Here is a 26,227-nt window from a genome sequence, read left to right as displayed (position 1 = left end):
ATGGCTGGCGGCCGGCGAGGCTCGTTCAGCCCCTGCCGCCGCGCACCATGGTGACGAAACGGACCTGTTCCTCGGGCGTGTCCTTGAAGACGCCGGTGAAGGTCGAGGTCAGCGTCGTGGAGCCTTCCTTGCGGATGCCGCGCATGGCCATGCACATATGCTCGGCTTCGAGCATGACGGCGACGCCGCGCGGATTGAGCACATCCTGGATGACGCCGGCGATCTGTGCGGTCATCGCTTCCTGGGTCTGCAGGCGCTGGGCAAAGATATCGACGACGCGGGCGATCTTGGACAGGCCGACGACCTTGCCGTCCGGCAGATAGCCGACATGCGCCTTGCCGATGATCGGCACCATGTGGTGCTCGCAATGCGAATGGAACGTTATATCCTTGACGAGAACAAGATCGTCATAGCCGGCGACCTCCTCGAAGGTGCGGCCGAGTTCTTCGGCCGGGCATTTGTCGTAACCGCCGAACATTTCGCGATAGGCCTTCACCACACGCTTTGGCGTATCGACCAGGCCCTCCCGGTCCGGATTGTCGCCGGTCCAGCGCAACAGCGTGCGAACCGCGGCCTCGGCTTCGGCTTCGGTCGGCCGATCGGTGACCAGCTTTTCCATATAGGCGGAAGGGGGCATGAATTTCTTGATGACGGCATCCATAAAGGCGTCTCCCGTAGTTCCCCTCTCAGGAGGAACGAGTTGAACGGACCACGACCTTTCGGGTGTTAGAAACGTGCCCTGTTTCCAGCCCGTAAGCGGCGTGAAGTGAATTGAGCAGGGACGCGGTCGTTGGTCGCCTTGTCCATACCCGAGTACCAGCATTATATATGATCGTTGCGAGCGAAAGGAAGGCCGTCTGCGGCAATCGCTGTTCGCTCCGCGGCGACGGATTGGAAAAATATGATCGACGACGTCTACAATGCGAAAATTCTGGGATTTGCCGGGAATATCGCGCGGATCGGCCGGCTCGACCATCCCGATGCAACCGCGCGTGCGCATTCCAAGCTGTGCGGCTCGACGGTGACCGTCGATCTGAAGATGGATGACGGCATCGTCACCGATTTCGCCCATGACGTCAAAGCCTGCGCGCTTGGCCAGGCGTCGTCCTCGATCATGGCGCAGCATGTCGTCGGCGCCAGCGCGGATGAATTGCGCAGCCTTCGCGAGACGATGCTGAAGATGCTGAAGGAAAACGGCGCGCCGCCGCAAGGCCGCTTCGCCGACCTCAGATATCTCGAGCCGGTGCGCGACTACAAGGCGCGCCATGCCTCGACCATGCTGACCTTCGATGCGGTGGTCGACGCGATCGGCCAGATCGAGAAGAAGCGCGCCGAACAAGCGGCGTAGCCGTCAAATGGCCACGGATCACACCCATCAGAGGCCGCGATACACACGCAACTGGCCAGGTCCCTGGCGCAAGACGCCCGGCCGAATTTTGGGCACCTCGCTCGTGCGTTTTTATCAGCTGACGCTGTCCGGCTTTGTCGGCAATTCCTGCCGGCATTTGCCGACCTGCTCCGAATACGCGCACGAAGCGATTGCCCGCCATGGGCTATGGGCCGGCGGCTGGCTGGGTTTTTTCCGCGTGCTGCGCTGCGGGCCGGGCGGAACGCATGGCATCGACCGGGTGCCGGAGGTGCTGGCCGAGCGCTATGTCTGGTTCACACCCTGGCGGTACTGGCGGATCGGGAAAAAGCGCAGTGATCCGGAAACTGATGCCGGTGGGGCGTAAGCTCTGCAACCAGAGCAGGATCTTTACGATTTGCTAGGGTTAACCGCACGTTGCGCATTTAAGACAAAATCGAGACAAGACGCCTCGCTAAGCCGCTCCTGATAGCCATCAGGAGAGATTGCCAATGCGCCAGATAGACCGCCGTCCATTCGTTTTCGCCTTGGTTATCTACCTTCTGGCCTGGCTTTTTGGTTTTCCGATCCGCGCACAATCGGCGCCGCTGGGGGAGGTCGAATGCACGCTGATCCTGGATGCTGCAAGCGGTGAAACGCTGTATCGGGACGGGGTCTGCGACCAGCGCTTCAGTCCCGCCTCGACTTTCAAGGTCCCCTTGGCCCTGATCGGCTATGACGCGGGAATCCTGAGCGACGAGCACACGCCGGCCTGGGGCTACAAGCCCGAGTTCAAGGCGGTCGAGCGGGACCAGAAAACCGTCGACCCGACGATCTGGGAAAAGGACTCGGTGCTGTGGTTTTCGCAGGAAATCACCCGCCGGCTCGGCAGCGAGCGGTTTGCCGGCTACGTCTCGAAATTCGACTACGGCAACACCGATGTTGCCGGCACTCCCGGCAGGAATGATGGCCTCACCCGGTCCTGGGTGAATTCTTCCCTTGAGATATCGCCGGTCGAACAGGTGAATTTCATGCGCCGGCTGGTTGCCGGCGAACTGCCGGTTTCGGACAAGGCCCACGCGATGACCAGGGCGATCTTGCCGACCTTCCGGTCAGGTGGCTGGACGGTCCAGGGCAAGACCGGGACCACCAGGCTTGGCGAAAGCGCCGAGAAGCGCTCGCTCGGCTGGTTTGTCGGCTGGGCGAACAAGGATGCGCGCAGCATCGTCTTTGCCCGCCTGGTAATCGATACGAAACGTTCCGATACGCCGAAGGGGCCTCAGGCGCGGATGATGTTCCTGAAAGAGCTGCCGAATCTCGTCGACAGGAGCAAGTGATTGGCCATTCGCCTTTACGGCACGAAAATCTGCCCATAAAAGACTGCCGCCGGACGCATCCGGCTTTTTACTTTATGCATGTCGTCGGCCAAAAACCGCTGCACACTTTTGGGCGACATGCATTTCACCACCCGCGCTCGTTTGCGGGACTGGATAGGAGAATTTTATGCTGAATTCCGTTTCCCTGACATTTCCCGATGGCTCCGTCCGCGACTACGAGGCGGCGATGACCGGCGCTGGCCTGGCGGAATCGATCTCGAAGTCGCTGGCCAGGAAGGCGGTCGCCTACTCGATCGATGGCGTGGTGCGCGATCTTTCCGACCCGCTCGGCAAGTCCGGCAAGGTCGAGATCATCACCCGCGAAGACCCGCGCGCGCTGGAGCTCATCCGTCATGACGCAGCGCACGTGCTGGCCGAAGCCGTGCAGGAATTGTGGCCGGGTACGCAGGTGACCATCGGCCCGGTGATCGACAACGGCTTCTACTATGATTTTGCCCGCAACGAGCCGTTCACGCCCGACGATTTCCCGGTGATCGAGAAGAAGATGCGCGAGATCATCGCGCGCAACAAGCCGTTCACCAAAGAGGTGTGGTCGCGTGAGAAGGCGAAAAAGATCTTTGCCGACAAGGGCGAGCGCTACAAGCTGGAACTGATCGACGCCATTCCCGAAGATCAGGACCTCAAGATCTATGCGCAAGGCGATTGGTTCGACCTCTGCCGCGGCCCGCATATGGTCTCGACCGGACAGATCGGCAGCGCCTTCAAGCTGATGAAGGTGGCCGGCGCCTATTGGCGCGGCGATTCGAACAACCCGATGCTGACCCGCATCTATGGCACGGCCTGGGCCGATCAGGCGCAGCTCGATGCCTATCAGACCATGCTGGAGGAAGCCGAAAAGCGCGACCACAGGAAGCTCGGCCGCGAGATGGACCTGTTCCATTTCCAGGAGGAGGGGCCGGGCGTCGTCTTTTGGCATGCCAAGGGCTGGAGGCTGTTCCAGAACCTGGTCAACTACATGCGCCGCCGCCTCGACGAGCAGGGTTATCAGGAAGTCAACGCGCCGCAAGTGCTCGACAAGAGCCTGTGGGAGACGTCAGGTCACTGGGGCTGGTACCGGGACAATATGTTCAAGGTGACGGTTGCCGGCGACGACACCGACGACGATCGGATGTTTGCACTGAAGCCGATGAACTGCCCCGGCCACGTCCAGATCTTCAAGCACGGCCTGAAGTCCTACCGCGATCTGCCGGTAAAACTTGCGGAATTCGGCAATGTGCATCGCTATGAGCCGTCCGGCGCGCTGCATGGGCTGATGCGCGTGCGCGGCTTTACCCAGGACGATGCCCACATCTTCTGCACCGAGGAACAGCTCGCCGACGAATGCATCAAGATCAACGACCTGATCCTGTCGACCTATGCCGATTTCGGCTTCGACGAAATCACTGTCAAGCTGGCGACCCGCCCCGAAAAACGGGTCGGCACCGACGCGATGTGGGATCATGCCGAGGGCGTGCTGCAGGACGTGCTCGACAAGATCGCAGCGCGGTCGGGCAACCGGATCAAGACCGGCGTCAATCCGGGCGAGGGCACGTTCTACGGGCCAAAATTCGAATATGTGCTGAAGGACGCCATCGGCCGCGATTGGCAATGTGGGACCACGCAGGTCGATTTCAACCTGCCGGAACGGTTCGGCGCCTTCTACATCGGCTCGGATTCTGAAAAAAAGCAGCCGGTGATGGTGCATCGCGCCATCTGCGGCTCGATGGAGCGCTTCCTCGGCATCCTGATCGAGAACTATTCCGGCCATTTCCCGCTGTGGTTCGCGCCGCTGCAAGTGGTGGTGGCAACGATCACCTCCGATGCCGACGATTACGCGCAAAAGGTCGTCGCGCAACTGAAGGCGGCCGGACTGTTGGCGGAAGCCGATCTTCGCAACGAGAAAATCAACTACAAGGTCCGCGAGCACAGCCTGGCCAAGGTTCCGGTGATCCTCGTCTGCGGCAAGCGCGAGGCGGAGGAAGAGACGGTCAACATCCGCCGGCTCGGCTCGCGCGACCAGGAGTCGCTCGGCCTTGGCCAAGCGGTGGCGATGCTTGCCGAAGAAGCGGTGACGCCCGACCGCAGGCGCAAACGAGTGGCCTGAGTTCAGCCGGATTGTCGATGAAATGGCGGTGGAGCGATCCACCGCCATTCACATGCACGCCACTCACATGCCCGCCATTTCACACGCTTGTCACGCCGGTCTTGTAACGAGCCTCATGCTCAAGCTGAAGATGCGCGAAAGACCGTTTCCCGAGCTTTCCTATGCCAGCCCGCATCAGCCGGCATTGACGCGCTGGTTCATCCACTCCATCGAAGGCCTGTCCGGCCGCGATCGCTTCGCGGCGCTCTATGACTTTTGGCGCCGTCATGTGGTGCCGAGCGGCGAGCGCGTGTTCAGCCGCACGCTGGAGCTGATCGATGTCAGGGTGCGGACCACCGGCCAATGGCCGCCGGAAAAATTGCCCGACACGCCGCTGGTGATCGTCGCCAACCACCCGTTCGGCATCGGCGACGGCATTGCGGTGCTGTCGCTGGCCGAGCAGCTTCAGCCCCCGTTCCGTGTCATGATCCACAAGGATCTGCTCAAGATCCGGGAGATGGAGCCCTATTCGCTGCCGATCGACTTTTCCGAGACCAAGGACGCGCTCCGGAACAACATGGCGGTGCGCCATGAGGCGGTGCGGCTGCTGAAAGACGGCGTAATCATCGTCGTCTTCCCCGCGGGCGGCGTCGCCACCGCGCCGAAAGGTTTTGGCCGGGCGCGCGACCTGCCGTGGAAGATGTTTCCGGCGCGTCTCGTTAGGGATGCCAAGGCGTCGGTTGTCCCAATGCACTTTTCCGGCCAGAACGGGCGGCTGTTCCACCTGGTCAGCGGACCAATGAACCTGGCCGAGCGTGACGGGCGCGTCGCGAAGTTCGTCGGCAGGGCTTCGCTGACGCTGCGTACTTCGCTGCTCATCCACGAATTCGGTCGGCTGTCCGGCAAATCGATCGACGTGCACGTAGGCGACGTGCTGGGATGGGACGAACTGGAGCAGGTGCGCGACCGCAAGGCTTTGCTCGAGCGGCTTTACCGGGCTGTTTTCGATCTGGCTCCGGCGGAACCGCGCGGCCGCGGCCAGTTTCTGCCGCAACGCATGCGTAACGCGGCTTGATCGGCAATCATACGCTGCTGGACCGGTTCCCGAACAGGGTTCGGACGTCTAGTCCGCGCCTTCCTGAGGATCGATCGCCGAGGCCTCCGTGGCCAAAACCTGGATTTCCTGGTTCTGCCCGGCCACGACCGTAAAATCTTTCTGGTAGATGCGGTCGCGGTTCTTGGCGATGATTGTGTAGTCGCCCTCGGCAAGCACCATCGAAGCAAAGGCGCCGACGGTTTCCTGGATGGGATCGCCGGATTCGTTGAGCAACGACCAGGAGGTGTCGGCGATCGCCTCTCCGCCCGCCTCGCGCACCAGCTTCATGGTCATCTCCGCCGCACGATGCTCGACGGCTGCTTCGGTCAGCTTGCCGGCCTCGACGCGGATGTCTGAGCGGATGACCGCATTCACCGAGCCATAAGTCGAGACGACGTGATAGACGCCCGCGTTCAGCCGCACGACGCTGTTCGGCTCGACGTCGGGTATGATCAGGGCGCGATCGTGATTGGCCTCGGCCTGGCCTTCATAGATCGAAAAGCGCAATTTCTTCGGCGGTATGCGCACCCCGCCTGACAGGACGGCGTCGAGCTTGAGTCCGCCGGCATCGAGCACGAGGCTTTCGCGCTTGGCGTCCTTGCCGACGGTGATGCGCTTGGTGGCTCCGGCCCGGCCGTAAGAGGCGTGGACCAGATAGCTGCCGGGCTCGAGCTGGAACACCGCGCTGCCGCCATGGGCGGAAGCGACCATCGGCAGCTTGCCGTCGCCGGTGGCGTCAGGCTTGAAGACGCGCCAGACGATGCCGCGTGTGATGTCGGCGCCCTTGTCGGTCAATTGCGCCGACAGCGTGATCGCCCCGCTGCTCGCCGCTGCCAGCGGTGCATCGCTTTTCGGAGGCGCATAGTTCGACATTCCGGGAAGTTTCAGATCACCGAGGCCGTCCGCATCCTGCGCGACGGCAAGCGAAACCGGCACCATCAACAGTGCGGCAGCGAGCCAGATCGGGAAAAGTCGCGATGTCCCCTCAAACATGGCTTGCCTTGAAGCCCAAGGCGGTGGCAATTTCAAGGCTTAAGAGTCCGATCAGATCCTGCTAGAGGGCTCTTTGTGCGGCGCGCCGCGCCAAGCCCGAGCCGCCCGATGCCCCGATGGTGCGCTTCAGCTCAAATTCCAAGGAGACTTGCGCCCATGGCGTCGCCGATCATCGATTTTCTGCTGACCCGAAATTCCGCGCCGATCCCGGAGTTGAAGGAACCGGCGCCCTGCGACGCTGACATCGCGACGATGATTGCCGCCGCCTCGCGGGTGCCGGACCACGGCCGGCTCGAGCCGTGGCGCTTCATCCTCTACCGGGGCGAGGCGCGCGTCGAGATCGGCAAGAAGCTGGCGGCCCTTGCCGCACAGCGCGAAGGGCCGCTGCCGGAAGGCCGCCATAACCAGGAACTGGCGCGCTTTTCGCGCGCGCCTTTGGTGATCGGCGTGGTGTCGAGCCCGAAGGAAAACCCAAAAATCCCGCAATGGGAGATGTTCCTGTCCGGCGGCATGGCGGCGATGAACCTGATGCTATCAGCCAATGCGCTGGGCTATGGCACCAACATGATCAGCAACTGGTATTCCGACGTGCCGGAGGGCAGGGCGATCCTGGGGCTGGCGCCGCATGAGCGGGTGGTCGGCTTCATCCATATCGGCTCCTATCAGGGGCCGGCGCCCGAGCGGCCGCGGCCGGATCCGGCAAAGCTCTATGGCGATTATGCAGGGCCATGGGTGGGCTGAATGTTCTACGAGCCGTCTAAAGGCCACGGGCTGCCGCATGACCCGTCCAAGGCGATCGTGGCGCCACGGCCGATCGGCTGGATCTCGACGGTGAACAAGGCCGGCGAGGTCAACCTCGCCCCCTATTCATTCTTCAATGCGTTTTCGACGCGGCCCTTCATCGTCTGGTTTTCATCCGAAGGCGAGAAGGACAGCGCCACATTCGCCGAAGAAACGGGCGAGTTCGTCGCCAATCTCGTCAGCCGCGATCTCGCTGAAAAAATGGTCCGCACCGCGGTCGATGCGCCGCGCGGCGTCACCGAATTCGACTATGCCGATCTCGCCATGGCGCCGTCGCGGCTGGTTGCGCCACCCCGCGTGGCGGCGGCGCCCGCGGCGCTTGAATGCCGGGTGACGGAGATCATGCGTCCAAAGGCGCTGGACGGGACACCGACCGGCGCCATCGTCGTTGCCGGCGAAGTCGTCGGTGTGCATATCGACGATGCCTTCCTGAAAGACGGCATATTCGATATCGTCAGGGCGGGCAATGTCGGCCGTCTCGGCTATATGGATTATGCCAGCGTCAGCGAGATCTTCTCGCTGCGCCGGCCTCATTGGGGAAAAGACTAGGCTGGGAAAATATTAGGCCGAAATCCCTGCCGCCCTGGCGCGTGCCAGAAGCCGCTCTGCCAGCTTGAGATGCGGCCGGTCGTACATCTTGCCGCCGATGCCGACGACGCCGGGATTTCCAGCCGCCTCGAATGCCTGGACGATCGCTAGGGAGTGTTTCACCGCCTCGGTCGACGGCGTGAAGGCGGCGTTGATGACAGGCACCTGCGCCGGATGGATCGCCATCTTGCCGGTGAAGCCGTCGCGCTCGGCCTCGGCGCATTCCGCCGCGAAGCCGGTCATGTCGCGAAAATCTGGGAAAACCGTGTCGATCGCCGCGACTTCCGCGTCACCGGCGGCGAGGATGGTCATGGTGCGGGCGAAGCGGAACACATCGGTGTAGCGGCCATTCTCGTCGCGGGCCGTGCGCGCACCGATTGCTGCCGAGAGATCTTCCGCACCCCAGGTCACGCCGACAAGTCGCGCACTTGCGTTGGCGTAGGTCGCAGCCGCCAGCACGCCGGCAGCTGTTTCGGTGATGATCGGCAGGATTTTTATCGCACCGTCCGGTAGCCCGCTTTCGGCCTCGTGCACCCTGAGCTTGGCCGAGAGCTGCTGGACATCCTGTCCGCTGTTCGACTTCGGCAGCATGATGCCGTCGGGTTTCACTGGCACGAGTGCCGCCAGATCCTCGTCGGTCAGGTCGGTCGAGAGATCGTTGATGCGGACATAGATCGCGGATCTGGTCTGATGCCTGTGTCCGGTGATGAAGCGTGCGGCGATATCGCGGGCCAAGGTTTTGTTTTGTGGCGCGACCGAATCCTCGAGATCGACGATGACCACGTCGGCGTCGGCGCCAATCGCCTTTTCCAGCTTCTTTTCCGAATCGCCGGGAACGAACAGCAGCGAGCGCATCGGTCAGGCCGCCTTCTTCATCATCATCGCCTGCCTCGTGCATTTGGCGACGAGCACGTCGTCCTGGTTGTAGGCGCGGTGCTCGAATTCGACGATGCCGCGGTCCGGCTTCGACCTGGAGTCGCGCACCGACACCACCGTCGTCTCGACGCGGATGGTGTCGCCGTGGAAGACCGGATGCGGAAACACCGTCTCCTTCATGCCGAGATTGGCGACGGTGGTGCCGACGGTGATGTCGTTCACCGAAATACCGATCATCAGGCCCAGCGTGAACAGCGAATTGACCAGCGGCTTGCCCCATTCGCTCTTGGCGGCGAAGTCGAAATCGATGTGCAGCGGCTGCGGGTTCAGCGTCATTACCGAAAACAGCATGTTGTCGCTTTCAGTGACGGTTTTCCGCAGCGTGTGCCGGAAGACATGGCCGACGACGAACTCTTCCAGATAAAGCCCGGTCATGGTCGATCTCCTCCGCTGCCGCATCGCCCCGAAAATCGGAATCGAGTTTTGGAAAGCACGATGCGAAGATTCAAAGTGTTAGCGTACTTTCCGAAACCGCGCACGTCGCCAGGCGCTGCATACCGCGCTGGCAAGCAAAGTTAACAAACAGGGGGCCAGTTAACAAAGATGGGCCAGTTAACAAACATGGTGAACCGTTCGTAAACCATTTCTACCTAGGGTCTTCACTGGGCGGGAACGGACTCGGGCTAGGGGCATAGCGGACGGCATGGTTGTTTCGCATTTCCTGAAATGGATTCATACGGCAAGGGTCTCTGAGCGCGCCGCGGCAGCAAGCGCATTGGCTCGCGCCTACATCAATGCCGAGCTGCCTTTCGAGGATCGCTGCGCGGCGGAGGCGGCGCTGACGCTGCTGCTCGACGATGCCTCGTCGAAAGTGCGGCTGGCGATGGCAGAGGCGCTGTCGATGAGCCATCACGCGCCGCTGCAGATCATCAGCGCGCTGGCGTCCGATCAGCCGGAAGTCGCCAGCCTGGTGCTGGCACGTTCGCCGCTGCTTACCGATGCCGATCTGATCGACCGGGTTGCCGGCGGCCAGAAGGCGATCCAGAAACTGATCGCCGATCGTCCGCGCGTCTCCATGGCGGTCGCCGCCGCGATCGCCGAAATCGGCGAGCCGGAAGCCTGCGCCACGCTTCTCGCCAACAGCGGCGCCGACATCGCTTCGCTCAGCTTCCGCCGTATCGCCGAACGCCATGGCCATCTGCCTTCGCTGCGCGAAGCGCTGATATCGGATGCGCGTCTGCCCGCTGACTGCCGGCATATGCTGCTGATAAAACTTGGTGAAACGCTAAAAGGTTCGCCGCTGGTGCTGGCGCTGATGGGCCGTGCCAGAACCGAGCGCGTCATGCGCGACGCCTGCGTCAAGGCGTCGATGACGCTGATCGAAGGCACCCACCAGGAAGAACATGCGGCACTCATCGAGCATCTGCGCCTGCGCGGCGACCTGACCGCAAGCTTCATCATTCGCACCATTGCGCACGGCAAGGTCGATTTCTTCGGCTCGGCGCTGGTCGCGCTCAGCCAGCAATCCGAACAACGGGTGAGGGCGCTGCTGGCCGGCGGGCACGACGTGGCGCTGCAGGCGCTGCTCCGCAGCGCCGGCCTGGCCGCGGCCACGCACGCCATCATCCTGCGCGCGCTGAAGATCTGGCGCGAGGTCGCCAATGGCAAGCGCCTCGCCGGCGTCCAGGAAGTCAGCTGGCTGATGCTGAAGGAATTGGGCGGGCAGTCCGCCGAAGGCGATCTCGCCGGATTGGTCAAATCGATCCACCTCGATGCGCTGCGCGAAAACGCGCGCGGTCACGCGCTGGCGATCGCGGCGGCTTAGGCCTTATCCTTCACGAAGAACTCCGGGAACTCCGCATTCGACGCGAGCGGGTTAGCTCAGATGTCCAGCACTTCCGTCTCGGCGAATTCCGCGCGTTCCTGGATGAAGCGGAAGCGGGCTTCCGGCTTGGTGCCCATCAGCGCGTCGACCGCATCCTTGGTCGCCGCCTCGGCATCGATCACGTCGACCCTGAGCAGCGTGCGCTTTCTCGGGTCCATGGTGGTTTCCTTGAGCTGGGCGGCCATCATTTCGCCCAACCCCTTGAAGCGGCCGATTTCGACCTTGCCGCGCCCGGTGAACTCGGTGCGCAGCAGTTCGTCCTTGTGCGCATCGTCGCGGGCATAGGCGACCTTGCCGCCTTGGCGGATCGAGTAGAGCGGCGGCACCGCCAGGTAGAGATGGCCGTCGCGGACCAGGCTCGGCATCTCCTGATAGAAGAAGGTGATCAGCAGCGAAGCGATGTGGGCGCCGTCGACGTCGGCGTCGGTCATGATGATGACCCGGTCGTAGCGCAGATCCTGATCGCGGTATTTTGACCGCGTGCCACAGCCAAGCGCCTGGATCAGGTCGGAAATCTGCTGGTTGCCAGCCAGCTTGTCGTTGCCGGCGCTGGCGACGTTGAGAATCTTGCCGCGCAGCGGCAGCACTGCCTGGCTGGCGCGGTCGCGCGCCTGTTTCGCCGAGCCGCCGGCCGAATCGCCCTCGACGATGAAGAGCTCGGCGCCGGCCGCGGCATTCTGCGTGCAGTCGGCGAGCTTGCCGGGCAGGCGCAGCTTGCGCACCGCGCTCTTGCGCGAGACTTCCTTCTCCTGGCGGCGGCGCACCCGCTCGTCAGCACGCGCGATCACCCATTCGAGCAGCTTCGAAGCTTCCTGCGGGTTGTCGGCCAGCCAGTGGTCGAAGGGGTCGCGGATCGCGGCCTCGACGATCCTGATCGCCTCGATCGTCGCCAGCCGGTCCTTGGTCTGGCCGACGAATTCCGGCTCGCGGATGAACACCGACAGCATGCCCGCCGCCGAGATCATGACGTCTTCCGAGGTGACGATCGAAGCGCGCTTGTTGCCGACCAGCTCGGCATAGGCGCGCAGGCCGCGCGTCAAGACGTTGCGGAAGCCGGCCTCGTGGGTGCCGCCTTCGCCGGTCGGAATGGTGTTGCAGTAGGAATTGAGGAACCCGTCGCCGCCGAACCAGGTCACCGCCCATTCGAGCGAGCCGTGGCCGCCTTGCCTGTCGCTTTTGCCGGCAAAGATTTCGCGGGTGACCTGGAATTCGTCGCCGAGCGAGGCTTTCAGATAATCCTTGAGGCCACCGGGAAAATGGAACTCGGCCTTGGCCGGCGTCGTGTCCTTCTCCTTGATCAGCGAGGGGTCGCAGGTCCAGCGGATCTCGACGCCACCGAACAGATAGGCTTTCGAGCGCGTCATCCGGTAGAGCCGCGCCGGCTCGAACGCCGCACCCTTGCCGAAGATCTGCTCGTCGGGATGGAAGCGTATCCTGGTGCCGCGGCGGTTATGCACCTCGCCGAGCTGCTCCAGACCGGTCACCGGAACGCCGCGCGAAAAGCGCTGGCGATAGAGCTGGCGGCCGCGCGCGACCTCGACCTCGAGATGGTCCGACAGCGCGTTGACGACGGAGACGCCGACGCCGTGCAGGCCGCCCGAGGTTTCGTAGACCTTGCTGTCGAACTTGCCGCCCGAATGCAGCGTCGTCATGATGACTTCGAGCGCCGGCTTCTTGAATTTCGGATGCGGATCGACCGGAATGCCGCGGCCATTGTCGGTCACCGCCAGATATCCGTCGGCCGAAAGCTCGACATCGATGAAAGTCGCGTGGCCGGCGACCGCCTCGTCCATCGAATTGTCGATGACCTCGGCGAACAGATGGTGCATCGCCTTGTCGTCCGTGCCGCCGATATACATGCCGGGCCGCCGCCGCACCGGCTCCAGCCCTTCCAGAACCTCGATGTCGGCGGCACTGTAGCTCTCGCTGCCGTCGCGGGATGCCGGGCGCTTCGCCGCCTGCACCAGCGGGTCGGCCGGGCGCGCGGTGGCGCGAACCGGTTGCGGCTGCTTGTCCAAATTGCCGAAAAGATCGTTGCTGTCGTTCATGCTGGTCCTGGATTGCGATGCTGCGAATCACCACCCGATACTGCCACGCTTTTTGCGGGCAGGCGACGGAGGTTCCCGTTACGTTCGAGGATAGAGCCTCTTACTGCAAAACCATTCGACAACCAAGCGGCGGAAATGGGCCGAGGGCATCGACGCTTTGTAAACCTTGTCCGGAGGTTACGCCGGAAGGTTGGCCGAAAAAGGGTATTCGCGGATTGCTGCTGACCTAGAATGCGGCAGAACCCGAGAAGAGGCTGTCGCTTACGCATGTTGGATTACAGTTCGCTCCTGCTGCGGCAGCGCTGTCGGGCACGTGCCTCAGCATCACCCTGTTTGCGATCTGGTGCACCGCGCCACAGGCACGCTTTGTGCTGACGGTGGCGTGCGGCATTCTCGTGCTCGTCGCACATGTGGTCTTGTTCTGGCACTATGCCAAGCATCCCAGCCCCTGGCTTTGCCAGATTGTACTTGCGCTTCTCAGCCTGGGCCTTCTGACCCTCTGCCTGTCGGCCATGCAGTATCTCGGCGTCCATGACTACAGGCGCGCCATCTTGCCGACCCTGGCTGCGATGGCGGTTTGCGCAGGCGCGACGTCGCTGGGCTTTGACGGCGTCGGCTTCATCGTCACCTACGCGACGGTAACGGCGCTGCTCTCGCTTATCGGGGTGATGTTCTGGATCAAAGGTGGTCATGATCGCCGGATATTGCTGGTCGTTTCGCTCCTGAGCGGCGTCTGTGCGCTGTCCTTCGGACTTTGCGGCGCGGTCCTGCTGGTCAAGGGCCAATGGGTGCTCGGCGTTGCGCCCGACAACTGGGCCGAACGGTTGAATTCCGCCGTGGCGGTCGCCTGCATGACGGGGCTCGGCGCATTGACGCTCTCCCTGCACCATTTGCAGGCGCAGATCGAACTGAAGGCCGAGACCATGACCGACCCATTGACCGGGCTGATGAACCGGCGGGCGTTGACGGCATTCTACGGCGAGCGGATTTTCGGCCCGTTCATGTCCGTCGCCATGTTCGACCTCGACCATTTCAAGAAGACGAACGATGTATTCGGTCATCCGGTTGGCGATCAGGTTCTGCGCCGCTTCGCCGCTGTCGTCAGAAAATACTCCAGGACCGGCGTCGACGCCTTCCGGCTGGGCGGCGAGGAATTCGTCCTCGTCATGTCGCGGATGACTGAAGAGAAGGCTTACGACATTGCGAGCAAGATCAGCGTCGCCTTCGGCACGGAAGTCGTCGCCACCCAGCTTGGTCCGTTGCGCAGCACAGTCAGTGGCGGCATCGGCTTTGGCGGGACGGATGGCACCAGTCTCGACAATGTGCTGGCCGAAGCCGACGCCGCACTCTATGCGGCAAAGCGCGCCGGGCGAAATCGCGTCGTCGCCCAGAACAAGGCGAGCAAGGCCGACGCGCCGGCCTTGCGTTCTGCCTGATTGAGGCTTCTATCTTCTTGTTAGACCATGATCTTGTCCGAAAACCGGATTCCACTTTTCGGGATCATGGTCTACTCCGCCGCCCCCAGATATTCCGACAGCGGCGGGCAGGAGCAGACGAGGTTGCGGTCGCCGGCGACATTGTCGATGCGCGACACCGGCGGCCAGTATTTGGCTGACGTGTCGGCATCGCCGGCGGGGTAGGCCGCCTCCAGGCGCGAATAGGGATGGGTCCACTGGCCGGCCAGCGCCTCGGCGGCGGTATGCGGCGCATTGACCAGCGGATTGTCGGCTAGGGGCCATTCGCCTTTCGCCACCTTGGCTGCCTCGCCTGATATCGCGATCATCGCCTCGCAGAAGCGATCGAGCTCGCGCTTGGGCTCGGACTCGGTCGGCTCGACCATCAGCGTGCCGGCGACCGGAAACGACATGGTCGGCGCATGGAAACCATAGTCGATCAGCCGCTTGGCGACGTCGTCGACGCTGATGCCGGCACTGTCCTTGAGCACGCGGGTATCGAGGATGCATTCATGCGCGACGCGCTCGTGCCTGCCCTTGTAGAGCACCGGGAAATGCGCTCCGAGCCGCGTCGCCACATAATTGGCGGAAATGATCGCCGTCTCGGTCGCCTGCTTCAGGCCCGAAGCGCCCATCATCCGGATATACATCCAGGTGATCGGCAGGATCGAAGCGCTGCCGAACGGTGCAGCCGACACGGCATGGCCCGAGCCTTCGACGACGTGGCCGGGCAGATAGGGTTGCAAATGCGCCTTGACGCCGATCGGGCCGACGCCGGGACCGCCGCCGCCATGCGGGATGCAGAACGTCTTGTGCAGGTTCATGTGGCAGACGTCGGCGCCGATGTCGCCGGGGCGGGCGAGACCGACCAGCGCGTTGAGGTTGGCGCCGTCGAAATAGACCTGGCCGCCATGCTCATGGACAAGGGCGCAGAGGTCGCGCGCGCCTTCCTCGAAAACGCCGTGCGTCGAGGGATAGGTGAACATCAGCGCCGCAAGGTCTTGCGCATGCTCGTCCGCCTTGGCTTTCAGGTCGTCGACGTCGATGTTGCCGTCTTCGGTGCAGCGCACGACGACGACGTTCATGCCGGCCATCGCCGCACTCGCCGGATTGGTGCCATGCGCCGATGACGGGATCAGGCAGACCGTGCGGTGAGCTTCGCCGCGTGAGCGGTGATAGCCGCGAATGGCGAGCAGCCCGGCATACTCGCCCTGGCTGCCGGCGTTGGGCTGCAGGGTCACCGCGTCGAAGCCGGTGATCTCCGCCAGCCAGGCTTCCAGTTCGTCGATCATGGCGCGGTAACCGGCCGAATGGCTTGCCGGGGCGAAGGGATGCAAATTGGCGATATCAGGCCAGCTTACCGGCATCATCTCGGCGGCGGCATTGAGTTTCATCGTGCAGGAGCCGAGCGGGATCATGGCGCGGTCGAGCGCCAGGTCCTTGTCGGCCAGCCGGCGCAGGAAGCGCATCATGTCGGTTTCCGAGTGGTTTTCGCGGAAGACAGGCTGCGTGAGAAACGCCTTGCCGCGCGGTTTTCCGGGCATGGTGCTGCCGACGGCTGCGCCCGGCTTGGCGCCGAACAGCGCCGCGATCGCCTCCAGATCGGCATCGGTCGAGGTCTCGTCGAAGCTGATGCCGATGCGGTCGGCGTCGATGACGCGCAGCAATCGGCCGGTCTTTTCGGCTGCGGCGCCAATCGCCCCGGCTCTGCCTTTCACTTCCACCGTCACCGTGTCGAATCGGCTTGCGCCAAGCACCGAGATTCCTGCTGCCTTGAGACCGTCAGCCAGCCGGTTGGCCAATGCATGGATTCGGCCGGCAATCGCCTGCAGCCCGGCAGGGCCGTGCCAGATCGCATAGGCGGTCGCCATGTTGGCGAGCAGCGCCTGCGCGGTGCAGATGTTGGAGGTCGCCTTGTCGCGGCGGATATGCTGTTCACGCGTCTGCAAGGCGAGGCGATAGCCGGGCCGGCCCTTGCTGTCGGTGGACTGGCCGACCAGGCGGCCGGGCATCAGCCGCGTCAGCCTGTCGGAAACGGCGCAATAAGCGGCATGCGGCCCGCCAAAGCCCATCGGCACGCCGAAGCGCTGCATCGGGCCGACGGCGATGTCGGCGCCAAGCGCAGCCGGCGCGTCGGTCAGCGTCAGGGCGAGCGGATCGGCAATGAAGACGACCAGCGCGCCGGTGGCGCGAGCTTTCTCAATTGCCGCCCTGTGGTCGCCATAGACGCCAAACGTATCGGGCCAGGAGACCAGCAGAGCGGCTGTGTTGTCGTCGATCGTGTCACCGTCGACCTCGATGCCGAGCGGCTCGGCGCGGGTGCGCACGACGTCAAGCGTCTGCGGATGCGGCGTGCCGGCCAGCGCCACCTTGGTCCGCTTATCGCGGTGGTGGCGTAACGCGATGCCGACTGCTTCGGCCACCGCCGTCGCCTCGTCGAGCAACGAGGCCGACGCGACCGGCAGCCCGGTCAGTTCGGTGACCAAGGTCTGGAAATTGAACAGCATTTCGAGCCGGCCCTGGCTGATCTCGGCCTGGTAGGGCGTGTAAGCCGTATACCAGGCCGGGTTCTCGAACAGGTTGCGCTGGATGACCGGCGGCACGTGGACGCCGTGATAGCCGGCGCCGATGAAGCTCTTCAAAACTGTATTTTTCGCCATTGTCGCTGACAGCTCGGCCAGCGCCTCGGCTTCGCTCGCCGGGGCCGGCAAGGCCAGCGGCCGGTCGAGCCGGATCGATTTCGGCACAGCCTGGCTGATCAGCGTCTCGACCGACGGAACGCCGATCGTCGCCAGCATGGCTCTGACATCATTGAGGCCGGGGCCGATATGGCGGGCCGAGAAGGAGTAGGGTGCTGCGGTCATCTTTCCTGGTCCTGCTCTCTCAACCAATATGGGCTTTGTAGGCGGCCTCATCCAGGAGACCTTCGAGTTGGCTTTCATCGGCCAGCTTCATCTTCCACAGCCAGCCGTCGCTGGCCGCCGCCGAATTGACCAGGGACGGATCAGACGAAAGCGCGGTGTTGGCCTCGGTGATCTCGCCGTCGACCGGCGCATAGACGTCCGATGCCGCCTTGACCGATTCGACCACGACGGCGGTATCGCCCTTGGCCAGCTTTTTCCCAGGCTCCGGCAATTCGACGAAGACGAGATCGCCGAGCTGTTCCTGCGCGTAGTCGGTGATGCCGATGGTGGCGATACCGCCTTCGACGCGGAGCCATTCGTGATCTTCAGTGAAATAGGTCTTTGCCATGAAGTTCATCCTTTGCGGTAGCGATGCGGCGTGAAGGGCAGGGGATTGATATCGATCGGGATTTTGGTCCCGCGAACGTCGGCGAAGAGTTTTGCGCCGGGTTTGGCCAGCGACGCCTGGACGTAGCCCATGGCGACCGGATGGCCGGCCGAGGGGCCGAAGCCGCCGGAGGTGACGTGGCCGGCGGGTTTGCCGTCGGCATCGAAAAGGGTTGCACCGGGGCGCACCGGCTGGCGGCCCTCCGGCTTCAGGCCGACGCGTTTTTGCGCCGGGCCGCGCTCCAGGATTGCACGCAATGCGTCGGCGCCGATGAAAGCGCCGGAGGCGCGAACCTCCTTCGGGATCGCCCACATCAGCCCGGCGCTGGCCGGGTCGATCTCAGGCGTGATGTCCAGTCCGTGCAGGCACAGCCCTGCTTCGAGCCGCAGGCTGTCGCGGGCGGCCAGCCCAACCCACATCACTCGCTCGTCCTCGAGCAGTTTGGCGACGAGATTTCGCGCATCCGCTTCCGGCAGGCCGACCTCGAAGCCGTCCTCGCCGGTATAGCCCGAGCGGCTCATGAACCAGTTTTCGCGCGGCTCGAAGCCGTGCATGAACAGCAGCGATCCGGTTTCGATGCCGGCGCGCGACAGGGCGGCCCAGGCTTCGGGACCCTGGATTGCCAGGAAGACGCGGTCGAGTGCTTCAATCTTGGCGTCAAAGTCCGCCTTGGCATCAAAGTCGGCAAGCTCACGAAGGTGTTTTTCGTCGGCCTCAGCATTGCCGGCATTGGCGACGACCATGAAGCGTTGCCGGCCGAGCCTGGTGACGATCAGATCGTCGATGATGCCGGCGGCTTCATTGAGAAAGAACGTGTATTTGGACTGGGAAATCTCAAGCGCGCCGGCGTCGAACGGGCAGGCACGATTGAGCAGTGCTTCAGCGCCCAAGCCACTGATCTCGAACAGCTTCATGTGTGAGATGTCGAACAGGCCGGCATGTTCGCGGGTATGAAGGTGCTCCTTCATCACGCCGGCCGGATAGGTGAGCGGCATCGACCAGCCGGCGAACGCGCCAAAGCGCGCACTGGCGGCCACGTGCAGGTCTTCTAGGGGAAGGTGTTTGGTGTCGTCGCCCGTCATGTCGTCTCCAGAGTCGCACGCAATCGGCCGCGAATGGCGACCAGTCCGTGCCCCTCTGTCTGAAGCCTGAGAGACTCGCGCCCCGTAACTCTGTCGGCAGCGCTTACACCTTCGGCGCGGGGCGAAAAAAGCCCCGACTTTCCAGAGTGTCTTTCCCGTCTACGGTTCTTTTTGCCTGAGAGATTTCGGGCGATTTCCCCTTCGGCGGCAGCTCTCGCTGCTCTCTCCCGCAAACAGGTAGGACTCAATTTGAGCCCTCGACTCGTCATCCATAGCCTGTCGGCGACACCTTGTCACCTGCCAGCGACAGCGTTGCGATCAAATGCCGCCGTACCAGTCGTAGCCATTGTCCTCCCAGTAGCCGCCCCTGCCGCCGCCGATGGCGGCGAAACTGTCGACCAGTTCGATCTTGCGGAGATACTTTGGCATCTTGTAGCCGATCTGGCGCTCGACGCGGACGCGCAGCGGCGCACCGTTCTCGACCGGCAGCGGCTTGCCGTTCAGGCCATAGGCAAGGATCGTCTGCGGGTGACGGGCATCGATCAGGTCGATCGAGCCGTAATATTTGATGTCGCCGGACAGGCTGCGGTCGATCGTGTCGAGGCAATGGAACATGACATAGCGTGCCTGCGGCTTGACCACCGCCTGGTCCAGCACCAGCGACAGCGGCGTGCCGGTCCATTTGGCGATGCAACTCCAGCCTTCGACGCAGTCGTGGCGGGTGATCTGGGTGCGGCTCGGCATGTTCATCAATTGCTCGCGGGTCAGCGACAGCGGCTTTTCGACGAGGCCGGAAACCTCGAGCCGCCAGTCGGCGAAATTGTTGGCGAGCAGGCCCTTGTAGACATCGTCGTCCGGCGCGGTGACGCCGTTCGGCCGCTGCGGCTGGCGAATGTCGGCTTCGGTGAATTCCGGCGCAAGCGAATCGCCGGCGAGCAGGCGTTGCGCGCGCCAGGTCAGGCCGTTGGCGCCTTCAAGGAAGCTGCGCAGGCCCTCGCCGACACGAAGCTGGCTGTCGAAGGCATCGCAACCCGACAGCATGATGCCGGAGACGCCGAGGCTTGCCGAGGTCAGGAATTTTCTGCGGCTGATTACAAACTTTGCCATCTCACGCACTCCTCTGCGGCGTCTTGCTGCCATGCTCCGGCGGATCGGTTCGGTACCAACCGGTGATGATGGAACGCAGCTCGTTGATCGGGCCGGCGGCGAAGATCATCAGCATATGGATGATGAAGAAGGCGACGAGCAGCAGCATTACTATGAAATGAATGGTCCGCGCCGTCTGCCGGCCGCCAAGCAGATCGTTGAGGAACGGCAGCGCCGCGTTCATGCTCGGCGACATGGCAAGGCCGGTGATGATCATCAACGGCAGCAGCACGAACATCACGCCGCCATAGGCCATCTTCTGCAGCGTGTTGTACTCGCGCGTTTGGTGAAACTTGAATTTGGCATGATCGACGATGTCTCGCGGCAAGCGCCTGAGATCGGCGATGCGCGGGACAAGATCGCGGCGCAGATGACCGTTGATCAGGCTGGCGACCAGCCACACGACCAGGGTCGTGGTCAGTATCCAGGCAAAGAAGAAATGGACGACGCGGGCCGTGCCGAGGTCGTAGTAGGAGGGGATCGTCGCCCAGGACGGGAAGGCGCGGGCCGTCTCCCGACCCGCCGGCCCCGACCAGCCGAGCACACCGGTTGTGTCGAAGCGCTTGCCGAAGATTTCGGTGTAGCCGCGCGGGCCGTTTGCGGTGTTCTCGGCGCCGATGGCGAAGATGGTGTTGTTATAGGCGAATCCCGATTCCTTGCCGATATAGAGCTGCGGGCGGGCGTTGAAGATCTGCAGGCCGGAAAGCAGCATGAAGAACAGCGAAATGGCCCAGAGCCAGTGCGTCAGCCGCGTCCAGCGCGACTGCCGGTAGATCAGCGTCGCATCCTTCGGCGCGGCAGTATCTGGCCCGACGGTTGATTGGCTCCTGGCCACCGATTGCATTTTTTCGCGTCCTTCCGGCCGCTCAGTCGGCCTTTCCGATCGTTCTCCTCCCAATACGTCGCCGGCCAAAGCGATGTTTCATCCGATCACGGAATTATTACAGCCTGCCCGGTGCTACCGGCTCCCGAAACTGACGGCGAGGTTGACCGCGGCAGCGACGATCACTGTATTGATAAAGAACGACACGATCGAATGCAAAAGCACGATACGACGCATTTGCGTGGTCGAGACCGCGGTATCGGAGGTCTGTGAGGTCATACCGATGGTGGCCGAGACGTAGAGAAAATCCCAGCCGTCCGGCTCCTCCTTGCCGGGAAACGAAAGGCCGCCGACGGGCTTTTTCTGCTTCGATTTGCTGCCGGGATCGGTCTCTTCGTCGTTGACCCAGTAAACATGTGCGTAGTGCAGCGCGGTCATGGCGTGGATGGTGAACCAGCCGAGCGGGATCGACAGCAGCGCAAAGGTGAGTTCGACACGATGCGCGCTGCCCTCGCGATTGATCACTTGGAACAACGAGATCAAGGCGACGGCGACGACAATCAGAGTCACAGCAAAGATGACCAGCACCGGCTGGTCGGTGGCGCGGGCATGCTTGCTCAGATAGCGGCCGGTGAGCAGCGGCATCTGGGCGACGACAATGGCGGTGTAGCGGCGAAAAACGCATTGGCGCCGATGGAGAAGGCGAGCGGAGTGCGCAAGGCCAGCGCGATCGCCAGTGCCACCACGCCGATGCAGGCCGACACCGCGAACTGGATGTGGCGGTGCAGTGGTTTCTTCAGGGGCAGCTCGGTCGTCATGGCCCGGCCTCTGATGCGGTCCGTCTTCTACACCGCCGCTCGTCCTCTAAGACTCGGACATTATAGCACTTTTGATTGTGCACATGTTATTCTGGTTTGCTGCGCTGACCTCCGGTCCGAGGTGAAAGCGCTAGCCCAGCGCGGCGGATTTCAGCGCACGCCGCAAGATGCGGTCGAGCTCGCCAAGAAACCGCGAGCGGTCCTGCGGCGCGAAACTGGCATTGTAGCCCTTGCTTTCGCCGGTCTCGCGCAGATGCTGCTTGAGGTCGCGCATCGCCACCGCCATGCCGATCGTTTCCGGCGTGAACGGGCGTCCGGTCGGCCCAAGCACATGGGCGCCGAGCGCCACCGTGCGGGCCGCAAGCGGGATGTCTGATGTCACAACGATGTCGTTGGGCTTGGCATTGTCGACGATCCAGTCGTCCGCCGCGTCGGCGCCTTTGGACACGACGACGTTGCGGATCATCGGATCGCGCGACGGGCGCAGGCCGCCATTGGAGACAAAGGTGACGACGACGCCATGGCGCTCGGCGACCTTCTCGACCTCGGCCTTCACCGGACAGGCATCGGCATCGACGTAAATGGCGGGTGCGGGCATGGTTCGTCCAACGCGTATGGAGCTGGCGATTGTGCCTGGCTCTGTCGATGATATTCGAGCGGTCGCCATCCCAGCAACGCTCCGGACCTGTTGGTGCAGCGCAATCGCTTCAAAGGTCGGCGCTGCCCCTCATTGCCCTGCCGGGCATTTCTCCCCGTATAGTGACGGGGAGAAAGACGCCTTCGCAAAGGATTTCGCCAATCTTCAGCGTGGCAGAAAGCGTGCCGACGTTGCGATCAGCATCTTCTCCCCGTCACTATACGGGGAGAAGATGCCGGCAGGCAGATGAGGGGCAGCCCAAACCTGAAGCGATTGCCTTGCTTCCTCCCGGCCACGTCGCAAATTCTCAATAGACCACCACGCTCCTGATGCTCTTGCCCTCATGCATCAGATCAAAACCCTTGTTGATGTCCTCCAGCTTCAGCGTGTGGGTGATCATCGGGTCGATCTCGATCTTGCCGTCCATGTACCAGTCGACGATCTTCGGCACGTCGGTGCGACCGCGCGCGCCGCCGAACGCGGTGCCCATCCAGGTGCGGCCGGTGACCAACTGGAACGGCCGCGTCGAGATCTCCTGGCCGGCGCCGGCAACGCCGATGACCACCGACTTGCCCCAGCCGCGGTGCGATGCTTCCAGCGCCTGGCGCATCACCTTGGTGCTGCCGGTGCAGTCGAACGTATAGTCGGCGCCGCCGATCTGGTCGGCGCCGCGTTTTGTCATGTTGACGAGATAGGGCACTATATCGCCGTCGATCTCCTTCGGATTGACGAAATGCGTCATGCCGAATTTCTCGCCCCATTCCTTCTTGTCGTTGTTCAGGTCGACGCCGATGATCATGTCGGCGCCGGCAAGGCGCAGCCCCTGGATGACGTTGAGGCCGATGCCGCCGAGGCCGAAGACGGCGGCCGTGGCGCCGATCTCGACCTTGGCTGTGTTGATCACCGCGCCGATGCCGGTGGTGACGCCGCAGCCGATGTAGCAGATCTTGTCGAAGGGCGCGTCGGGATTGACCTTGGCCAGCGCAATCTCGGGCAGCACGGTGAAGTTGGAGAAGGTCGAGCAGCCCATATAGTGGAAGATCTTGTCCTTGCCGATCGAGAAGCGCGACGAGCCGTCCGGCATCAGGCCTTGCCCCTGCGTCGCGCGGATCGCGGTGCACAGATTGGTCTTTCTGGACAGGCAGGACGGGCATTGCCGGCATTCCGGCGTGTAGAGCGGGATGACGTGGTCACCCTTCTTGACCGAGGTGACGCCCTTGCCGACATCGACGACGATGCCGGCGCCCTCATGGCCGAGGATCGCCGGAAAAATCCCTTCGGGATCGGCGCCCGACAGCGTGAACTCGTCGGTGTGGCAGATGCCGGTCGCTTTGATCTCGACCAGCACCTCGCCGGCTCGCGGGCCGTCGAGGTCGACCTCCAGGATCTCCAGCGGTTTTCCGGCGGCGACAGCGACAGCGGCACGGGTTTTCATCGGGGCTCTCCTCTCAGCCAAATCGGCAATCGAGGCGAGCTTTAGCGTATCTGCAGGTTCTGGACTATGGGACGAATTGACAGTTCGGAGCCCGGGTTTGGTCGTCACCGGGCGACTCGGCACCCCGGATATGCGCTTACGTGCCTTGACCGGCCGGGCCAAGCCCATAAAAGAAAGGCAGCCGAGGGAACAAAACCCGTATGTTCACAAAAATCCTGATCGCCAATCGTGGCGAGATCGCCTGCCGCGTCATCAAGACGGCGCGCAAGATGGGCATCGCCACCGTCGCGGTCTATTCGGACGCCGATCGTGACGCCGTGCATGTCGAGATGGCCGACGAGGCTGTCCATATCGGGCCTTCGCCGGCGTCTGAGAGCTATCTGGTGCCGGAGAAGATCATTGCCGCCTGCAAGGCGACGGGTGCTGAAGCCGTGCATCCCGGCTACGGGTTTTTATCCGAACGCGCCTCCTTCTGTGAAGCGCTGGAGAACGAAGGCATCGTCTTCATCGGCCCGAAACCCGGAGCGATCAGGGCGATGGGCGACAAGATCGAATCGAAGAAATTCGCCAATGCAGCCAGGGTCAGCACGGTGCCCGGCTGGCTCGGCGTCATCGAGAATGCCGGTCATGCCGAGAAAATAGCCGGCGAGATCGGCTATCCCGTGATGATCAAGGCCTCGGCCGGCGGCGGCGGCAAGGGCATGCGCATCGCCTGGAGCAAGGCCGAGGTGCGCGATGGGTTCGACCGGGCGCGGTCGGAGGCCAAAAGCTCGTTCGGTGACGACCGCGTCTTCATCGAAAAGTTCGTGGTCGATCCGCGCCACATCGAAATCCAGGTGCTGGCCGACGCGCATGGCAATGCGCTTTATCTCGGCGAGCGCGAATGCTCGATCCAGCGCCGCAACCAGAAGGTCGTCGAAGAGGCGCCTTCCCCTTTCCTCGACGCCAGGACCCGGAAAGCCATGGGCGAGCAGGCGGTGGCGCTGGCCGGCGCGGTCGACTACCAGAGCGCCGGCACGGTCGAGTTCATCGTAGATAGTGAAAAGAACTTCTATTTCCTTGAAATGAATACACGATTGCAGGTCGAGCACCCGGTGACCGAGCTCGTCACCGGCATTGACCTGGTCGAGCAGATGATCCGCATAGCAGCCGGCGAAAAGCTCGCCATCAAGCAAAGCGACGTCAAGCTGAACGGCTGGGCGGTGGAAAGCCGGCTCTACGCCGAGGACCCGTATCGCAATTTCCTGCCGTCGATCGGCCGGCTGACGAGATACCGGCCACCGCAAGAGGGACAGTTCGGCGACGTCGTCGTCCGCAACGATACCGGGGTTACCGAGGGTTCGGAAATCTCGATGTTCTATGACCCGATGGTCGCCAAGCTGTGCACCTGGGCGCCGACTCGGCTCGCGGCAATAGACGCCATGTCGGAAGCGCTCGACAGTTTTGTCGTCGACGGCATCGAGCACAACATGCCGTTCCTGGCAGCACTTATGCAGCATCCGCGCTGGCGGGAAGGGCGGATATCGACCGCCTTCATATCAGAGGAATATCCCGACGGCTTCGCGCCGATCGTGCCTGACAGCGAGGAAAAGGCCGTTCTCGCAGCGATCGCCGCCGCGGTCGAACTGCTGCGCCGCGACCGGCTCGACCGGCTCGGCGGGCGGCTGGCGCCGCATTCGGGTGTCCTGAAACGCGATTGGGTGGTCAAGATCGGCAAGGACTATCTTTCAGCCTCGGTGCTCGAAGGCATGATCTCCATTCCGATGGAACTCGGTCTGTCGATCGACGGCGGCAAGGCGCTGACGGTAGCCTCCGACTGGCGTCCGGGCGATCTCGTCTGGCGCGGCACGGTCGGCGACCGAAGGATCGCTGCGCAGGTCAGGCCCGTGCTGAACGGGCTTCGCGTCGCCTGGAAAGGCATGTCGGTGAGCGCACGCGCCATGCTGCCGCGCACCGCCGAACTCGAAAGGCTGATGCCGGAAAAAGTGGCGCCGGATACGTCGAAGATGCTGCTCTGCCCGATGCCCGGCCTTGTCGTGTCGATCGCCGTTGCCGAAGGGCAGGAGGTCAAGGCCGGCGAGACGCTGGCGGTCGTCGAGGCGATGAAGATGGAAAACGTGCTGCGCGCCGAGCGCGATCTCACCGTGTCGAAACTCAAGGCAAAACCGGGCGACAGTCTCGCCGTCGACGCGGTGATCATGGAATTTGCGTGAGGATGCCGTCACTTGGCACAAGGCAATCGCATTGGTTGGCGCTGCCCCTCATTGCCCTGCCGGGCATTTCTCCCCGTATAGTGACGGGGAGAAAGACGCCTTCGCACAGGATTTCGCCAATCTCCGGCGTTGCAGAAAGCGAGCCGAGGTTGCGGCCAGCCCCTTCGCCCCGTCACTATACGGGGAGAAGGTGCCGGCAGGCGGATGAGGGGCAGCGCCAGCATCGACAATTGGCCT

Annotated in this window: 22 protein-coding genes, 1 pseudogene and 1 riboswitch; of the genes and pseudogenes, 10 read left to right on the top strand and 13 right to left on the bottom strand. The window is 63.1% G+C overall.

The features are described 5' to 3' along the window. Window positions 1–25: 25 nt before the first annotated feature. Window positions 26–661 carry a GTP cyclohydrolase I FolE gene (folE, locus tag AC0L2M_RS16220; protein ID WP_473535336.1) on the bottom strand — a complete coding sequence of 212 codons (636 nt, stop codon included), beginning with the start codon at window positions 659–661 and terminating at the stop codon, window positions 26–28. A 240-nt stretch (window positions 662–901) separates the two neighbouring features. Between folE and AC0L2M_RS16215 the strand changes: the two genes are divergently transcribed. The 5 genes from AC0L2M_RS16215 to AC0L2M_RS16195 all read left to right on the top strand — a co-directional run bounded on the left by AC0L2M_RS16215 (window position 902) and on the right by AC0L2M_RS16195 (window position 5,879). Then, entirely contained in the window at window positions 902–1,348 is a 447-nt protein-coding gene (locus AC0L2M_RS16215) for an iron-sulfur cluster assembly scaffold protein (protein WP_128172297.1), read from the top strand. Window positions 1,349–1,355: 7 nt separating this feature from the next. Continuing rightward, window positions 1,356–1,733: a membrane protein insertion efficiency factor YidD gene (gene yidD / locus AC0L2M_RS16210; protein WP_023801045.1), complete on the top strand. Its 378-nt coding sequence runs from the start codon at window positions 1,356–1,358 to the stop codon at window positions 1,731–1,733. 124 nt (window positions 1,734–1,857) lie between these two features. Beyond that, window positions 1,858–2,682 carry a class D beta-lactamase gene (blaOXA, locus tag AC0L2M_RS16205; RefSeq protein ID WP_473535335.1) on the top strand — a complete coding sequence of 275 codons (825 nt, stop codon included), beginning with the start codon at window positions 1,858–1,860 and terminating at the stop codon, window positions 2,680–2,682. Window positions 2,683–2,848: 166 nt separating this feature from the next. Next, entirely contained in the window at window positions 2,849–4,825 is a 1,977-nt protein-coding gene (thrS, locus tag AC0L2M_RS16200; protein ID WP_473535334.1) for a threonine--tRNA ligase, read from the top strand. Window positions 4,826–4,940: 115 nt separating this feature from the next. After that, entirely contained in the window at window positions 4,941–5,879 is a 939-nt protein-coding gene (locus AC0L2M_RS16195) for a lysophospholipid acyltransferase family protein (protein WP_128172301.1), read from the top strand. 48 nt (window positions 5,880–5,927) lie between these two features. Here AC0L2M_RS16195 and AC0L2M_RS16190 read toward each other — a convergent pair whose 3' ends face one another. Further along, the gene (locus AC0L2M_RS16190) at window positions 5,928–6,893 is read right to left on the bottom strand and encodes a hypothetical protein (protein ID WP_128172302.1); all 966 of its coding nucleotides are present in this window, start codon (window positions 6,891–6,893) and stop codon (window positions 5,928–5,930) included. Window positions 6,894–7,049: 156 nt separating this feature from the next. Here AC0L2M_RS16190 and AC0L2M_RS16185 point away from each other — a divergent pair, with 156 nt between their 5' ends. Both AC0L2M_RS16185 and AC0L2M_RS16180 read left to right on the top strand, forming a co-directional pair. After that, window positions 7,050–7,634 carry a nitroreductase family protein gene (locus AC0L2M_RS16185; protein WP_128172303.1) on the top strand — a complete coding sequence of 195 codons (585 nt, stop codon included), beginning with the start codon at window positions 7,050–7,052 and terminating at the stop codon, window positions 7,632–7,634. After that, the gene (locus tag AC0L2M_RS16180) at window positions 7,635–8,243 is read left to right on the top strand and encodes a flavin reductase family protein (RefSeq protein ID WP_128172304.1); all 609 of its coding nucleotides are present in this window, start codon (window positions 7,635–7,637) and stop codon (window positions 8,241–8,243) included. Between the two features lie 12 nt (window positions 8,244–8,255). On the opposite strand, the gene AC0L2M_RS16175 is transcribed toward AC0L2M_RS16180, so the two are convergent. Both AC0L2M_RS16175 and AC0L2M_RS16170 read right to left on the bottom strand, forming a co-directional pair. Further along, on the bottom strand, window positions 8,256–9,137 hold the full coding sequence (locus AC0L2M_RS16175) for an HpcH/HpaI aldolase/citrate lyase family protein (protein WP_128172305.1): 882 nt from the start codon (window positions 9,135–9,137) through the stop codon (window positions 8,256–8,258). Between the two features lie 3 nt (window positions 9,138–9,140). Further along, complete coding sequence (locus AC0L2M_RS16170) at window positions 9,141–9,617, bottom strand: MaoC family dehydratase (protein ID WP_473531058.1); 477 nt, start codon at window positions 9,615–9,617, stop codon at window positions 9,141–9,143. Between the two features lie 244 nt (window positions 9,618–9,861). Here AC0L2M_RS16170 and AC0L2M_RS16165 point away from each other — a divergent pair, with 244 nt between their 5' ends. Further along, complete coding sequence (locus AC0L2M_RS16165; RefSeq protein ID WP_128172307.1) at window positions 9,862–10,983, top strand: DUF2336 domain-containing protein; 1,122 nt, start codon at window positions 9,862–9,864, stop codon at window positions 10,981–10,983. A gap of 56 nt (window positions 10,984–11,039) precedes the next feature. Here AC0L2M_RS16165 and parE read toward each other — a convergent pair whose 3' ends face one another. Beyond that, entirely contained in the window at window positions 11,040–13,091 is a 2,052-nt protein-coding gene (parE, locus tag AC0L2M_RS16160; protein ID WP_023801056.1) for a DNA topoisomerase IV subunit B, read from the bottom strand. 368 nt (window positions 13,092–13,459) lie between these two features. Between parE and AC0L2M_RS16155 the strand changes: the two genes are divergently transcribed. Beyond that, window positions 13,460–14,527 carry a GGDEF domain-containing protein gene (locus AC0L2M_RS16155; RefSeq protein ID WP_473535333.1) on the top strand — a complete coding sequence of 356 codons (1,068 nt, stop codon included), beginning with the start codon at window positions 13,460–13,462 and terminating at the stop codon, window positions 14,525–14,527. A 71-nt stretch (window positions 14,528–14,598) separates the two neighbouring features. Here the strand turns inward: AC0L2M_RS16155 and gcvP are convergent, their stop codons facing one another. The 8 genes and pseudogenes from gcvP to AC0L2M_RS16115 all read right to left on the bottom strand — a co-directional run bounded on the left by gcvP (window position 14,599) and on the right by AC0L2M_RS16115 (window position 23,777). Then, window positions 14,599–17,409, bottom strand: a complete 2,811-nt coding sequence (gene gcvP / locus AC0L2M_RS16150) for an aminomethyl-transferring glycine dehydrogenase (RefSeq protein WP_473535332.1) — start codon at window positions 17,407–17,409, stop codon at window positions 14,599–14,601. Window positions 17,410–17,428: 19 nt separating this feature from the next. Next, window positions 17,429–17,797, bottom strand: coding sequence for a glycine cleavage system protein GcvH (gene gcvH, locus AC0L2M_RS16145; RefSeq protein WP_027156276.1), 369 nt, complete (start codon window positions 17,795–17,797; stop codon window positions 17,429–17,431). Between the two features lie 5 nt (window positions 17,798–17,802). After that, window positions 17,803–18,918: a glycine cleavage system aminomethyltransferase GcvT gene (gene gcvT, locus AC0L2M_RS16140; protein ID WP_473531055.1), complete on the bottom strand. Its 1,116-nt coding sequence runs from the start codon at window positions 18,916–18,918 to the stop codon at window positions 17,803–17,805. A 152-nt stretch (window positions 18,919–19,070) separates the two neighbouring features. Beyond that, window positions 19,071–19,158: riboswitch (glycine riboswitch) on the bottom strand. Between the two features lie 78 nt (window positions 19,159–19,236). Beyond that, window positions 19,237–20,025 carry a molybdopterin-binding protein gene (locus AC0L2M_RS16135; protein WP_287257975.1) on the bottom strand — a complete coding sequence of 263 codons (789 nt, stop codon included), beginning with the start codon at window positions 20,023–20,025 and terminating at the stop codon, window positions 19,237–19,239. Between the two features lies 1 nt (window position 20,026). Then, window positions 20,027–20,908: a cytochrome b/b6 domain-containing protein gene (locus tag AC0L2M_RS16130; protein ID WP_473535331.1), complete on the bottom strand. Its 882-nt coding sequence runs from the start codon at window positions 20,906–20,908 to the stop codon at window positions 20,027–20,029. Between the two features lie 114 nt (window positions 20,909–21,022). Continuing rightward, window positions 21,023–21,705 (bottom strand): annotated as a pseudogene (locus tag AC0L2M_RS16125) (DUF1345 domain-containing protein). A gap of 130 nt (window positions 21,706–21,835) precedes the next feature. Continuing rightward, window positions 21,836–22,303 carry a YaiI/YqxD family protein gene (locus tag AC0L2M_RS16120; protein WP_091597173.1) on the bottom strand — a complete coding sequence of 156 codons (468 nt, stop codon included), beginning with the start codon at window positions 22,301–22,303 and terminating at the stop codon, window positions 21,836–21,838. Window positions 22,304–22,649: 346 nt separating this feature from the next. Next, complete coding sequence (locus AC0L2M_RS16115) at window positions 22,650–23,777, bottom strand: S-(hydroxymethyl)glutathione dehydrogenase/class III alcohol dehydrogenase (protein WP_027156281.1); 1,128 nt, start codon at window positions 23,775–23,777, stop codon at window positions 22,650–22,652. A 200-nt stretch (window positions 23,778–23,977) separates the two neighbouring features. Between AC0L2M_RS16115 and AC0L2M_RS16110 the strand changes: the two genes are divergently transcribed. Beyond that, complete coding sequence (locus tag AC0L2M_RS16110; protein WP_473535330.1) at window positions 23,978–25,990, top strand: acetyl-CoA carboxylase biotin carboxylase subunit; 2,013 nt, start codon at window positions 23,978–23,980, stop codon at window positions 25,988–25,990. Window positions 25,991–26,227: the final 237 nt, after the last annotated feature.

It is taken from the genome of Mesorhizobium sp. WSM4806, assembly GCF_055811635.1.
Note: the sequence above shows the minus strand (reverse complement) of the source record. Positions and strands in the feature narration are given on the sequence as shown.